Origin of the sequence: Haemophilus haemolyticus (assembly GCF_003490595.1) — a bacterium.
In the GTDB taxonomy this organism is placed as follows: Bacteria; Pseudomonadota; Gammaproteobacteria; order Enterobacterales; family Pasteurellaceae; genus Haemophilus; species Haemophilus haemolyticus_L.
This window is the reverse complement of the sequence record NZ_QQGY01000005.1, coordinates 95,777-108,595: the sequence shown is the minus strand read 5'-3', so window position 1 is coordinate 108,595 and position 12,819 is coordinate 95,777. Positions and strand designations below refer to the sequence as shown.

Genomic DNA, 12,819 nt, shown 5'->3' with positions numbered 1-12,819 from the left:
CTCTATCTAATAAACATATCAACAGCAATGGTAATTAATAAAAGTGCAAACCCTTTCTTTAAAGTTGGCACGGGTAGTTTTGAGGTGGCGGTTGCACCAAGTTTTGACGTGAAAAACGATGTGGCAGTAATACATAACACTGCAGGGAAATAAATGTAACCTAAAGAATATTCTGGCATAGCAGCATTTCCCCAGCCGCTTAACATAAAACTGAACATTCCGGAAGTTCCGAGTAACATGCCACAGAAAGCCGAAGAACCAATAGCCTTTTTCATATCGATACCGCGAGAATTTAAAAACGGTACAATAAATCCACCACCACCGATGCCTGCAGCACTAGATGCCATGCCAATTAGAATACCACCGATAATAGATGATTGAGTCGTCAAAGGTTTAACTGTTTTATTTGTCTTAGGTTTAATAGATAAGACCATTTTAACCGCGAGATAAACCACTAAACAGGCAAATAATTTACTAGAAATATCGCGATCAAGTTTTCCGATAAAGAAACCACAAATAAAGACGCTAACCATGATACTCGGAGCAAGGATCTTCACCGCACTCCACACAACATTCCCTAACTTATGATGTCGTTGAGCCGAAGAAAAGCCAGTAATAACAATCGTTGCGAAAGAGGTTCCAAGTGCGGTAGACATTAATAAAGGTTCTGGCACGCCCACTATTGGTAGTAAGTACACCAATACAGGAACAATCATCAATCCACCGCCGATACCAAAAAGCCCCGCAAAAAAGCCAGCTACAGCTCCCACAAGCAAACAAAGTAGAATAAAGCTAAGCATTATGAATTCCTTGTTTTATTAAAAGAACGTTTTGGAAATTTTGAACCATTATATTTTTTAGGATGAGTATAAGATTTTTGCTCCAATTCTCGTGCAGGTTGATACACAGGAGGATTTTCTGAGAACAACACGCCTGAAAACTCTTTCATCGCTTTGCGATACACTTCTTTTTTGAAAGATACGACCTGGCGAACAGGATACCAAAAACTCACCCAACGCCACCCATCAAATTCTGGTGATTTGGTTGTTTGCATATTGATATTTTTTTCATCGCCAACAAGCTGCAACAAAAACCAGCGTTGTTTTTGCCCTATACACATCGGTTTGCAGTCATAACGCAACAAACGTTTTGGTAATTTATAACGCAACCAATGCTTAGATACATATAAAATGCGCACATCTTTAGGCTGTAGACCAACCTCTTCGTACAGTTCACGATACATCGCTTGCTCGGCACTTTCATTATCATTAATGCCACCTTGCGGAAACTGCCACGAATTTTGCCCACAGCGCTTCGCCCAAAGCACTTGCCCGTTGCGATTACAAATCACAATACCCACATTTGGACGGTAGCCATCAAAATCGATCACTATCGTTTTACCTTAAATTTTTCATACAAAAATAGTCTGCAGATTGTTTCATAAATCAGTGTTTTTATCAACCAAAGGGCTAGTTACACAAGAAAATACACAGATTGTGGATAACATTGTGAATAACGGATTTCTGATTGTGAATTGATCACATAAAAACAGGGAAGGCTCCTTATCTCATCGAACTTAAAAATAAATTGGGTTATTTCCAATCAAAAGATCTTAAACAAAAATAAACCGCACTTTTCACATATAAAAATGGAAGAAAATGCGGTAAAAAAATACAATTTTTAAAGGGACGCCATTCCTCAAAGATCTTTTAGCAATCTCTTTGAGTTATTCAATATTTCTGTGGATAAAATTGTGGTTGAGAAAATCCATAATGTTGTATAACTCAAAAAAACCTTTCCTAGACGATCCCTAGAAAAAAATTTCCCATTTAAATTCAGAGGTTTATAAACAAAACATAACAATATTTGTAATACACAGAAGTCTCTAAATTTTAATGTCTAATTTTTGAACAAATTATTTCAGGCAGGCAAAATAACGTTCCCAATCAAAATATTGGCCGGGATCGATCTTACGTCCTGGCGAAATATCACAATGCCCAACAATCCGCTCTTTCGTAATTTTAGGATAACTTTTCATGATTATGTTAGTAAGTTCTTGCAATGCCAAATACTGCTCATTAGTAAAAGGTTGTTCATTACTACCTTCTAACTCAATTCCAATGGCAAAATCATTACATTTTTCTCGCCCTTGAAAGCAAGATAATCCAGCATGCCAAGCCCTCTTATTGAAATTAACATATTGCGTGATTCGCCCATCTCGTTCAATCAAACAATGGGCAGAAACACGCATTTGATGAATTTCTTCAAAATAAGGGTGAATCTTAGGATCTAATTTTCCTTGAAAAAAATCATCCACATATCCGCCACCAAATTGTTCTGGCGGTAAGCTAATGTAATGGATCACCAGAAGTGAAATATCTTGTAAATCTGGACGTTCATCAAAATGAGGAGATGGAATTTGTCGACAATCAGTCAGCAATCCTTTCTCAATATCTTTTATTTTTCGCATACATTTTTCCTATTTTTGCGATCAGGATCGCAGAAAAAGTGCGGTCTGTTTTACAAAACAATTTTCCTTTTTCACAATATTTCAGCCAATAAAGGCTTAACGAAAGGAAAATAAATGAAACTAACTACACAAACTACCTTGAAAAAAGGCTTTACCTTAATTGAATTGATGATAGTCATCGCCATCATCGCGATTTTAGCCACTATCGCTATTCCTTCTTATCAAAATTATACCAAAAAAGCAGCGGTATCCGAATTACTGCAAGCATCTGCGCCTTATAAGGCTGATGTGGAATTATGCGTTTATAGCACAAATGAAACAACAAACTGTACGGGTGGAAAAAATGGTATTGCAGCGGATATAACGACAGCAAAAGGCTATGTAGCCTCAGTGATCACTCAATCAGGTGGCATTACAGTAAAAGGGAATGGCACATTAACAAATATGGAATATATTCTGCAAGCTACAGGTAATGCTGCAACAGGTGTAACTTGGACGACTACCTGTAAAGGAACGGATGCATCTTTATTTCCAGCAAATTTTTGCGGAAGTATCACACAATGACGAGCTATGCTTTACTTCATACTCAGCGTGTAACCGCTCAAAATGGCGAGGTATTTACGATCTCGCCAAACCTGTGGGAACGCAATCAGCAGCAACAATCCCTACTCTTGCGGTATTTTGCTTTGCCACTTAAAGAAGAAAATAATCGTATTTGGCTAGGTGTCGATTCTCTTTCTAATCTTTCCGCCTGTGAAACTATTTCGTTTATAACTGGCAAGCTTGTTGAGCCAGTTTTATTAGAAAGCATTCAACTCAAAGAACTATTACAGCAACTTGCTCCTAATCAACCTAAAGTGGAAGAGCAAGTTAAATATTACCAACATCAAGAACAGTCTCATCTTGAACAACAAGATGATGAGCCCGTCATTCGCTTGCTTAATCAAATTTTTGAATCCGCTTTACAAAATAATGCCTCAGATATTCACTTGGAGACCTTATCGGATCATTTCCAAGTGCGGTTTAGAATTGACGGTGTTTTACAAACGCAGCCTCCACTTAGCAAAAATTTGTCTAATCGAATTATTTCTCGCCTAAAACTGCTCGCTAAATTAGATATCACTGAAACCCGACTTCCACAAGATGGACGATTTCAATTTAAAACCACTTTTTCCGATATTCTTGATTTCCGTCTTTCAACATTACCAACTCATTGGGGGGAGAAAGTTGTCCTGAGAGCACAGCAAAATAAACCAGTAGAACTCAGCTTTTCTGAACTGGGCATGACTGAAAGCCAACAACAGGCATTTCAACACGCCCTTAGCCAACCACAAGGATTAATTTTAGTAACTGGCCCAACAGGAAGTGGGAAAAGTATCTCACTTTACACCGCACTTCAGTGGCTAAATACGCCTGATAAACATATTATGACCGCTGAAGATCCCATTGAAATTGAGCTTGATGGCATTATTCAAAGCCAAATTAATCCACAGATTGGATTAGATTTTAGCCGTCTATTGCGCGCTTTTTTACGCCAGGATCCAGACATTATTATGCTAGGTGAAATTCGCGATGAAGAAAGTGCAATGATTGCACTACGTGCCGCCCAAACGGGGCATTTAGTGCTTTCAACTTTACATACCAATGATGCAATATCTGCCATATCTCGCTTACAACAACTCGGTATTCAACAACATGAAATTGAAAACAGTTTACTACTCGTCATTGCACAGCGTCTTGTACGAAAAATCTGTCCAAAGTGCGGTGGAAATTTAATAAATTCTTGTGATTGCCATCAAGGTTATCGAGGTCGAATCGGCGTGTATCAATTTCTACATTGGCAACAGAATGGCTATCAAACGGATTTTAAAAATTTACGTGCGAGTGGTTTAGAAAAAGTGAGCCAAGGTATAACAGATGAGAAAGAAATTGAACGTGTGTTAGGTAAAAACTCATGACTAAAAAACTCTTTTATTATCAAGGTAGTAACGCATTAAATCAGAAACAAAAAGGCTCAATTATTGCGGATACGAAACAACAAGCACACTTTCAATTAATAAGCCGTGGGCTTACTCACATCAAATTACAACAAAACTGGCAATTTGGGGCAAAGCCCAAAAATTCAGAAATCAGTGAATTACTCAATCAATTAGCGACATTGCTACAATCCGCAATTCCGTTAAAAAACAGCCTGCAAATTTTGCAACAAAATTGTACTCAAATTATGCTCAACGAATGGCTTGAACGACTGATTCAATCTATTGAATCTGGTTTAGCATTCTCACAGGCCATTGAACAACAAGGAAAATATCTCACACAACAAGAAATTCAACTGATTCAAGTGGGAGAAATGACGGGAAAACTTTCCGTTGTTTGTAAAAAAATAGCCACCCATCGTAGCCAATCTTTAGCATTACAACGTAAATTACAGAAAATTATGTTATATCCCTCAATAGTGTTAGGAATTTCACTATTACTAACACTCGCATTATTGCTTTTTATCGTGCCTCAATTTGCTGAAATGTACAGTGGTAATAATGCTGAGTTACCAACAATAACCGCAATATTGCTCTCTATATCCAATTTTCTTAAGCAAAAGATTGGTATTTTGCTATTTTTCTCCTTTAGTTTTTTTCTATTTTATTACTTCTATCTAAAACGCCAGATTTGGTTTCATCAACAGAAAAACCAACTTATCTCTGTCACGCCTATTTTTGGAACAATTCAAAAGCTTTCACGTTTAGTGAACTTTAGTCAAAGTTTACAAATTATGTTGCAAGCTGGCGTACCGCTTAATCAAGCACTAGACAGTTTTCTCCCTCGCACACAAACATGGCAAACCAAGAAAACTCTCGTAAATGACATCGTATTAGATAAAGAAGTGCGGTCAATTTTACAATGGGTTTCTCAAGGCTATGCGTTTTCTAATAGTGTAAGTAGCAATCTTTTCCCGATGGAAGCACAACAAATGTTACAAATTGGTGAGCAAAGCGGAAAACTCGCTTTGATGCTAGAGCACATAGCGGATAATTACCAAGAAAAACTTAATCATCAAATTGACTTACTATCACAAATGCTAGAACCATTAATGATGGTGATCATCGGCAGTCTGATTGGAATTATTATGATGGGAATGTATTTACCTATCTTTAATATGGGGTCGGTTATTCAATGATTTACTTCGCAATGTTTTTATTAGGCGGCATCTTAGGGATCGCATTGTGGTTCTACCTATCTGGTTTTATTACACGTTTGCAGCAAGAGATTTATGCGACTTACGTTGAATTATTTCCACAAAACCGGGCTCCATTTCAATCTCACTTTGCCTCTATTCAACAAAAAAAGTGCGGTCATATTTTGAGGTATTTTTTAAGTGTTGGAATTGGATTTATATTTTTACAAATTGCCTTCAAAGATTCTATTTTTACTGTATGGTTCGGACTCACACTTCTTATCCTTTGGGCAATCAGTTATCTTGATTGGCACTATCAACTTATTTCTACGACTCCCTGTTTATGGTTACTTACTCTTGGTTTATTTGGAGCAGACAATAATTTTTCATTGCTTACGTTATCTGAAAGCATAAAAAGTGCGGCAAGTTTTTTTATTGTTTTCTACGCAATCTATTGGATTGCAAAATTCTATTACAAAAAAGAAGCCTTTGGACGGGGAGATTATTGGCTAGCAATGGCATTAGGAAGTTTTATTTATTTAGAAACTTTACCGCACTTTTTATTATTAGCCTCAGTTCTTGGAATATGTTTTTCGCTTATTCATAGGAAGAAAAAAGAATTTTTACCTTTTGCCCCTTTTATGAACTTGTCGGCTATCATCATTTATTTCGTCAAATATTACGGATATTAAAAAGGGGAAAACATAATATTTTCCCCTTGTTCTTCATAGAAGTGCGGTTACTTTTACGAACGTTTCATCACTTCAAAAAACTCTTCGTTGGTTTTCGCCATCATGAGCTTATCAATCAAGAATTCCATTGCATCCACTTCATCCATTGGATTAAGAATCTTACGAAGAATCCACATTTTTTGTAATTCGTCAGCTGTTGTGAGTAAGTCTTCTTTACGAGTACCAGAGCGTTTAAAGTCAATAGCTGGGAATACGCGTCTTTCTGCAATTTTACGAGAAAGGTGTAATTCCATATTACCTGTACCTTTAAATTCTTCGAAAATAACTTCATCCATTTTCGAACCGGTATCAACTAGCGCAGTCGCAATAATCGTTAAACTACCACCTTCTTCCACGTTACGCGCTGCACCAAAGAAACGTTTTGGACGATGCAACGCGTTAGCATCCACACCACCAGACAAAATTTTACCTGAAGCGGGGGTTACTGTATTGTAAGCGCGCGCTAAACGAGTAATAGAGTCAAGCAGAATCACCACATCTTTTTTATGCTCTACTGAACGTTTTGCTTTTTCAATTACCATTTCAGCTACTTGAACGTGACGAGTTGCAGGCTCATCAAAAGTAGAAGCAATCACTTCACCTTTTACTGAACGTTGCATTTCTGTTACTTCTTCTGGGCGTTCATCAATCAATAATACGATAAGTTCCACATCAGGATAATTATGCGTGATACTTTGCGCAATATTTTGCAGCAACATGGTTTTACCTGCTTTTGGTGGAGCAACAATCAAACCACGTTGACCTTTACCAATTGGTGATGCTAAATCCAAAATACGGGCGGTTAAATCTTCTGTTGAGCCATTTCCTCGCTCCATTCTTAAACGAGAGTTAGCATGTAATGGTGTTAAGTTTTCAAATAAGATTTTGCTACGAGAAACTTCAGGTTTGTCATCATTAACTTGATCAACTTTTAAAAGTGCAAAATAGCGTTCGCCTTCTTTTGGTGGACGAATTTTACCTTCGATTTTATCACCAGTTTGAAGATTAAAACGACGAATTTGACTTGGGGAAACATAGATATCATCAGGGCCTGCAAGGTAGGAACTGTCAGCAGAACGAAGGAAACCAAAACCATCTGGTAAGATTTCTAATACGCCGCCGCCGAAAATATCTTCACCGCTTTTGGCGTGCTGTTTTAAAATTGCAAAGACAATATCTTGTTTACGTAAACGAGCTAAATTCTCTAAGCCCATTTGTTCTTCGCCAAGTTTCACAAGATCAGAAACAGGCGTATTTTTAAGTTCAGTTAAATGCATAATGAATAAATATTGGAATTAATAAGAATTGATGATTCGAATGGTGGGCTTGCACCCTTTGAATGGCGCGTAAATTACCACTAAAACCCTGTACTGTCTAGCGTTTCTTTATATTTAATCTAAAAAATTACCGCACTTTTCTTTCTCTTTTTAACATAGAAGTTTAGCCGTCTAGATTGTTATTTATTTGATTTTTCATTAGAATACGGACAATTTGTAAGGTTATCAATAAGCACTAAGGTAAATTATGGCGGATTGGGACGGAAAATATATCAGCCCTTATGCAGAACATGGCAAAAAAAGCGAGCAAGTAAAAAAAATTACTGTGTCTATTCCAATCAAAGTATTGGAGATTTTGACAAATGAACGCACTCGCCGCCAATTAAAAAGTTTACGTCATGCAACTAACAGTGAATTACTTTGCGAAGCATTTTTGCATGCTTTCACCGGTCAACCTTTGCCCACCGATGCAGATTTAATGAAAGAGCGTAATGATGAAATCCCTGAAGATGCCAAAGTGCTTATGCGTGAATTAGGTGTCGATCCAGAAAGTTGGGAATATTAACCGCACTTTTCACTTATCCGTTCAAGCCATTCAAAATTGAACATTCAGGGTTGTCATTGCCCTGACAACTGTCGTGCCAGTGCTGCAATTTTTGTACCATTTTTTGTAACTGTTCTATTTGTTGATTTAATGTCGCAATATGTTGAGCTGTTAGCACTTTCACTTCTCGGCAGCTACGCTTAGGATTATCTTGTAGTGTTAATAATTGTGCGATTTGATGTAACGAAAACCCAACATTGCGTGAGTGTCGAATAAAATGCAACCTTTCTAAATCACTTTCTCCATAATTTCGATAGCCTGACAAACTGCGAACAGCGGGTTTAATTAACCCCATTTTTTCATAATCACGGATTTGTTTTGTAGATAAACCTACTAATTTTGCGGCTTCACTAATATTCATAAAAAACTTCTTGACCTTAACCTTATGTAAAGGTTTATAGTGTAGCCATCAATAAAACAACTAACAAGGAGTAAAAATGAAAACTATCACATTAAACATAAAAGGCATACATTGCGGCTGTTGCGTAAAAAGTCTTACTCAAGTTTTAACAGAATTAGATGGTGTACAATCTGCTGATGTGCAATTAGAGGGTAAAGTAAATATTACTTTTGATGAAAATCGAGTCAATGTTGCACAGCTGATTGAGGTCATTGAAGATGCTGGATTTGACGCCACAGAGTAAAAAAATTTCGATTCAGATTGGTGGGATGGTCTGCCAATCTTGTGCCAATCGCATTCATCAATAAAACAACTAACAAGGAGTAAAAATGAAAACTATCACATTAAACATAAAAGGCATACATTGCGGCTGTTGCGTAAAAAGTCTTACTCAAGTTTTAACAGAATTAGATGGTGTACAATCTGCTGATGTGCAATTAGAGGGTAAAGCAAATATTACTTTTGATGAAAATCGAGTTAATGTTGCACAGTTGATTGAGGTAATTGAAGATGCCGGATTTGACGCCACAGAGTAAAAAAATTTCGATTCAGATTGGTGGGATGACCTGCCAATCTTGTGCCAATCGTATTGAAAAAGTTTTAAATAAAAAACCATTTGTGCAACAAGCAGGCGTAAATTTTGCTGCCGAAGAAGCACAAGTTGTATTTGACGCTACGCAAACAAGCGAAACTCAAATTATCGAGATTATCCATAAAACAGGTTTCTCTGCCCATATCAAACAAACCAACGAATTACCAATAGAAAAAAATACATCAATCCCTTGGCGATTAATCGTACTTTGGATAATCAATATTCCATTTCTGATTGGTATGCTTGGTATGATAGGTGGCTCCCATCACTTGATGTTACCCCCTATTTGGCAATTTGCATTAGCGAGCATTGTGCAACTTTGGTTAGCCATTCCATTTTATCGCGGAGCAATCGGTAGTATTCGTGGTGGACTTGCCAATATGGATGTACTGGTCAGCACAGGAACGCTCACTATTTATCTTTATTCTGCTTTTATGCTGTTTTACCACGCCGATCATGCAATGGGGCATGTGTATTTTGAAGCTTCTGTAATGGTAATTGGTTTTGTCAGTCTTGGAAAATTTCTTGAAGATCGCACTAAAAAGCACAGCCTAAATAGTTTGAGTATGCTCTTGCAACTGACACCGAAAAAAGTCATTGCTCTACGTAATGACAAATGGACTGAAATTGCCCTTGACCAAGTAAATATCGGCGAAATCATTCGTACGAATCAAGGCGAGCGTATTGCAGCAGACGGTATAATTGAAAGTGGAAATGGATGGTGTGATGAAAGCCATTTAACGGGCGAGTCTCGTCCAGAAGAAAAACAGAAAGGTGGAAAAGTATTAGCGGGGGCGATGGTAACAGAAGGTTCTATTATCTATCGAGCAAATCAGCTTGGTAGCCAAACCTTACTTGGCGATATGATGAATGCATTATCAGATGCACAAGGATCAAAAGCGCCAATCGCACGATTTGCTGACAAAGTTGCTTCCGTGTTTGTGCCTGTCGTTTTAGTGATTTCACTTGTTACTTTCGCACTTACTTATATTCTGACGAATGATAGTGTATCTTCACTTATTCACGCTGTATCTGTGCTTGTGATTGCTTGCCCTTGTGCCTTGGGATTAGCCACACCAGCATCCATAATGGTTGGTTTAGGTAAAGCGGTCAATGCTGGCGTATGGTTTAAAGATGCGGCAGCAATGGAGGAAACCGCCCATGTGGATACCGTTGTACTTGATAAAACTGGCACACTAACAAAAGGTGAACTTGAAATCTCAGCTCTATGGCAGCCACAAAGTGCGGTGTATTCTGAAGACGATTTGTATCGTTTTGCCGCAGCCGTTGAACAACAAGCTAACCACCCAATTGCAAAAGCTATTGTGCAAGCAGCAGAACAAAAAATGTTAGACATTCCCACCGCACTTTTTGCAAAGATGGAAGTCGGTCAAGGCATTCAAGCCGAATTAGAACAAGTGGGAACAATAAAAGTTGGTAAACCTGATTATTGCGGTTTAATCTTGCCTAAAAATTTAGAGGATATCTGGCAAATTGCGAGCATTGTCGCGGTATCTATAAATGATGAACCAGTTGGTGCATTTGCGCTGACGGATACCTTAAAAAACGATAGTTTGCACGCCATTCAACGCTTACAACAGCAAAATATTGATGTTGTAATTATGAGTGGCGATCAACAATCTGTCGTGGATTACATCGCTAAACAACTCGGAATTAAGAAAGCCTTTGGTGGACTCAGCCCTAGAGATAAGGCGGAACAAATTCAAAAGCTGAAAGATCTAGGTCATGTTGTTGCAATGGTAGGTGATGGGATAAATGATGCGCCTGCTTTGGCCGCTGCAAACGTCAGTTTTGCGATGAAATCAGGTTCAGATATTGCAGAACAAACCGCATCTGCAACGCTTATGCAACATTCGGTGAATCAACTTGTGGATGCGCTTTTTATTGCAAGAGCAACCTTGAAAAATATCAAACAAAATCTATTTTTTGCTTTGATTTACAATATTCTCGGCATCCCCCTTGCCGCTTTCGGTTTTCTAAATCCCGTGATTGCTGGAGGTGCAATGGCGATGAGTTCAATTTCCGTATTGATGAACGCCTTAAGATTGAAAAAAGTGCGGTTCTAATTTCATTTATTTTTATACGCAATCGGTGTCGTGCTCGCACCGATTTTTTTGTCGCTGAAAATTACCGCACTTTTTATAAAAAAATTTTAACTTGATCACAATTTTAGAATTTGCTCTTTGAGATTCTCTATTTATCGGCATAACATAATACTCAAATTTTGTTAGGGCATATTTTGCTCTGCAAATTGACAAATTTAAGTAATTTATGCTTTGGAGCAAACTATGAAACCAACAGAAAAACTCAAATGGAACAAATTTGATGCAACATGGATGTTAAACCTTTTCGGTACGGCGGTTGGAGCAGGTGTCTTATTCCTACCTATTAACGCAGGGATGGGCGGATTTTGGCCGTTAGTTTTAATGGCAATTATCGTCGGGCCAATGACTTATTTTGCTCATCGTGGCTTAGCTTATTTTGTGCTTTCATCAAAAAATCCTGGTAGCGATATTACTGAAGTAGTGGAAGAACACTTTGGTAAAACAGCGGGTAAACTTATCACCCTACTTTATTTCTTCGCGATTTTCCCCATTCTTTTAATTTACGGCAACGGTATTACTAACACAGTCGATTCTTTCATTGTGAATCAACTTGGCATGGCATCGCCAAACCGAGCCATTCTCTCTTTTGTATTAATTGCAGTATTGATTTCCGTTATGCTATTTAATGAAAAAGTAATGTTAAAAATCACAGAATGGCTTGTTTACCCATTAGTATTAATTTTATTCGCACTTTCTATTTACTTAATTCCAGAATGGAATGGTGCGATGTTACATGAATTCCCAACAGCAGGCGGTTTCGTCACCACATTGTGGCTTACTATTCCTGTATTGGTATTCTCATTTAACCATTCACCAGCAATTTCATCTTTCACTTGCTCACAATTCCGTGAATACAAAACTTTCGATGGTGCAGAACGCCATATCAGCCATACAGAAAAAGGTACCTCAACGATTTTGTTATTCTTCGTAATGTTCTTCGTATTTAGCTGTGTATTAACACTAACACCTGAAGAATTAGTGGCAGCAAAAGCACAAAATATCAGTATCTTGTCTTTCTTAGCGAATAAATTTGATAATCCATATATCTCTTATTTTGGCCCGCTTGTCGCATTCTTAGCGATTACTAGCTCATTCTTCGGTCACTATATGGGTGCACGTGAAGGCTTAGAAGGCTTATATTTGAAAATGAAAGGCGAATCTGTAAATCGAAAAAAACTCAATTATGCGACCGCTCTTTTCTTCTTATTAACTTTATGGGGCGTTGCGATTATTAATCCAAGTATCTTAGGCTTAATCGAATCTCTTGGCGGTCCAATCATTGCAATGATTTTGTTTATCATGCCAATGTACGCGATTCGAAAAATCCCAGCGATGAAACGCTACAGCGGACGTTTCAGCAATGTTTTTGTAACGATTATGGGATTAATCGCTATCTCTGCGGTTGTTTATGGATTATTATAAGCGCCCTTTAAAGTTTAGCGAATTT

General features: G+C 37.7%; 14 protein-coding genes. 9 read left to right on the top strand and 5 right to left on the bottom strand.

All coding sequences use genetic code 11. The features are described 5' to 3' along the window. Nucleotides 1-2: 2 nt before the first annotated feature. The 3 genes from DV415_RS05145 to ampD all read right to left on the bottom strand — a co-directional run bounded on the left by DV415_RS05145 (nucleotide 3) and on the right by ampD (nucleotide 2,470). Nucleotides 3-800, bottom strand: coding sequence for a sulfite exporter TauE/SafE family protein (locus DV415_RS05145; RefSeq protein WP_118789879.1), 798 nt, complete (start codon nucleotides 798-800; stop codon nucleotides 3-5). Further along, nucleotides 800-1,390, bottom strand: coding sequence for an RNA pyrophosphohydrolase (gene rppH / locus DV415_RS05140; RefSeq protein WP_118789878.1), 591 nt, complete (start codon nucleotides 1,388-1,390; stop codon nucleotides 800-802). Before rppH ends, DV415_RS05145 begins: the two co-directional genes overlap by 1 nt. A 525-nt stretch (nucleotides 1,391-1,915) precedes the next feature. Next, nucleotides 1,916-2,470 (bottom strand): 1,6-anhydro-N-acetylmuramyl-L-alanine amidase AmpD, encoded by a 555-nt coding sequence (gene ampD / locus DV415_RS05135; RefSeq protein WP_118789877.1) that lies wholly within the window; start codon nucleotides 2,468-2,470, stop codon nucleotides 1,916-1,918. A 114-nt stretch (nucleotides 2,471-2,584) separates the two neighbouring features. On the opposite strand from ampD, the gene DV415_RS05130 reads away from it, so the two are divergent. From DV415_RS05130 to DV415_RS05115, 4 genes are read left to right on the top strand one after another with little or no spacing between them, the layout of a single operon-like run. Then, nucleotides 2,585-3,034, top strand: coding sequence for a prepilin-type N-terminal cleavage/methylation domain-containing protein (locus DV415_RS05130; protein ID WP_118789876.1), 450 nt, complete (start codon nucleotides 2,585-2,587; stop codon nucleotides 3,032-3,034). Beyond that, a complete protein-coding gene (locus DV415_RS05125; RefSeq protein WP_118789875.1) occupies nucleotides 3,031-4,428 on the top strand; it encodes a GspE/PulE family protein in 1,398 nt (465 codons plus the stop codon). The genes DV415_RS05130 and DV415_RS05125 overlap by 4 nt, the downstream gene beginning before the upstream one ends. Further along, the gene (locus DV415_RS05120; RefSeq protein ID WP_118789874.1) at nucleotides 4,425-5,645 is read left to right on the top strand and encodes a type II secretion system F family protein; all 1,221 of its coding nucleotides are present in this window, start codon (nucleotides 4,425-4,427) and stop codon (nucleotides 5,643-5,645) included. Before DV415_RS05125 ends, DV415_RS05120 begins: the two co-directional genes overlap by 4 nt. Further along, nucleotides 5,642-6,334, top strand: coding sequence for a prepilin peptidase (locus tag DV415_RS05115; protein WP_118789873.1), 693 nt, complete (start codon nucleotides 5,642-5,644; stop codon nucleotides 6,332-6,334). Before DV415_RS05120 ends, DV415_RS05115 begins: the two co-directional genes overlap by 4 nt. A 53-nt stretch (nucleotides 6,335-6,387) precedes the next feature. Here DV415_RS05115 and rho read toward each other — a convergent pair whose 3' ends face one another. After that, nucleotides 6,388-7,650 (bottom strand): transcription termination factor Rho, encoded by a 1,263-nt coding sequence (gene rho / locus DV415_RS05110; RefSeq protein ID WP_005648966.1) that lies wholly within the window; start codon nucleotides 7,648-7,650, stop codon nucleotides 6,388-6,390. Between the two features lie 247 nt (nucleotides 7,651-7,897). Between rho and metJ the strand changes: the two genes are divergently transcribed. Beyond that, the gene (gene metJ, locus DV415_RS05105) at nucleotides 7,898-8,215 is read left to right on the top strand and encodes a met regulon transcriptional regulator MetJ (RefSeq protein WP_005634287.1); all 318 of its coding nucleotides are present in this window, start codon (nucleotides 7,898-7,900) and stop codon (nucleotides 8,213-8,215) included. Nucleotides 8,216-8,228: 13 nt separating this feature from the next. Here metJ and cueR read toward each other — a convergent pair whose 3' ends face one another. Further along, nucleotides 8,229-8,615 (bottom strand): Cu(I)-responsive transcriptional regulator, encoded by a 387-nt coding sequence (cueR, locus tag DV415_RS05100; RefSeq protein ID WP_118789872.1) that lies wholly within the window; start codon nucleotides 8,613-8,615, stop codon nucleotides 8,229-8,231. Nucleotides 8,616-8,691: 76 nt separating this feature from the next. Here cueR and DV415_RS05095 point away from each other — a divergent pair, with 76 nt between their 5' ends. The 4 genes from DV415_RS05095 (at nucleotide 8,692) to DV415_RS05080 (ending at nucleotide 12,794) form a co-directional block, all read left to right on the top strand. Continuing rightward, entirely contained in the window at nucleotides 8,692-8,898 is a 207-nt protein-coding gene (locus DV415_RS05095; RefSeq protein WP_005666693.1) for a heavy-metal-associated domain-containing protein, read from the top strand. A gap of 85 nt (nucleotides 8,899-8,983) precedes the next feature. Further along, complete coding sequence (locus DV415_RS05090) at nucleotides 8,984-9,190, top strand: heavy-metal-associated domain-containing protein (RefSeq protein WP_005631184.1); 207 nt, start codon at nucleotides 8,984-8,986, stop codon at nucleotides 9,188-9,190. Continuing rightward, the gene (locus DV415_RS05085) at nucleotides 9,165-11,333 is read left to right on the top strand and encodes a heavy metal translocating P-type ATPase (protein ID WP_118794423.1); all 2,169 of its coding nucleotides are present in this window, start codon (nucleotides 9,165-9,167) and stop codon (nucleotides 11,331-11,333) included. Before DV415_RS05090 ends, DV415_RS05085 begins: the two co-directional genes overlap by 26 nt. 222 nt (nucleotides 11,334-11,555) lie before the next feature. Continuing rightward, on the top strand, nucleotides 11,556-12,794 hold the full coding sequence (locus DV415_RS05080; RefSeq protein WP_118789870.1) for an HAAAP family serine/threonine permease: 1,239 nt from the start codon (nucleotides 11,556-11,558) through the stop codon (nucleotides 12,792-12,794). The last annotated feature ends 25 nt before the right edge of the window (nucleotides 12,795-12,819 follow it).

Bases quoted from the DNA above. Each gene is read 5' to 3' on its own strand.
- DV415_RS05115 (WP_118789873.1), top strand. From the start codon at position 5,642: ATGATTTACTTCGCAATGTTTTTATTAGGCGGCATCTTAGGGATCGCA.
- DV415_RS05125 (WP_118789875.1), top strand. From the start codon at position 3,031: ATGACGAGCTATGCTTTACTTCATACTCAGCGTGTAACCGCTCAAAAT.
- ampD (WP_118789877.1), bottom strand. From the start codon at position 2,470: ATGCGAAAAATAAAAGATATTGAGAAAGGATTGCTGACTGATTGTCGA.
- DV415_RS05080 (WP_118789870.1), top strand. From the start codon at position 11,556: ATGAAACCAACAGAAAAACTCAAATGGAACAAATTTGATGCAACATGG.
- cueR (WP_118789872.1), bottom strand. From the start codon at position 8,615: ATGAATATTAGTGAAGCCGCAAAATTAGTAGGTTTATCTACAAAACAA.
- metJ (WP_005634287.1), top strand. From the start codon at position 7,898: ATGGCGGATTGGGACGGAAAATATATCAGCCCTTATGCAGAACATGGC.
- DV415_RS05090 (WP_005631184.1), top strand. From the start codon at position 8,984: ATGAAAACTATCACATTAAACATAAAAGGCATACATTGCGGCTGTTGC.
- DV415_RS05085 (WP_118794423.1), top strand. From the start codon at position 9,165: ATGCCGGATTTGACGCCACAGAGTAAAAAAATTTCGATTCAGATTGGT.
- DV415_RS05120 (WP_118789874.1), top strand. From the start codon at position 4,425: ATGACTAAAAAACTCTTTTATTATCAAGGTAGTAACGCATTAAATCAG.
- DV415_RS05145 (WP_118789879.1), bottom strand. From the start codon at position 800: ATGCTTAGCTTTATTCTACTTTGTTTGCTTGTGGGAGCTGTAGCTGGC.
- DV415_RS05130 (WP_118789876.1), top strand. From the start codon at position 2,585: ATGAAACTAACTACACAAACTACCTTGAAAAAAGGCTTTACCTTAATT.
- rho (WP_005648966.1), bottom strand. From the start codon at position 7,650: ATGCATTTAACTGAACTTAAAAATACGCCTGTTTCTGATCTTGTGAAA.
- DV415_RS05095 (WP_005666693.1), top strand. From the start codon at position 8,692: ATGAAAACTATCACATTAAACATAAAAGGCATACATTGCGGCTGTTGC.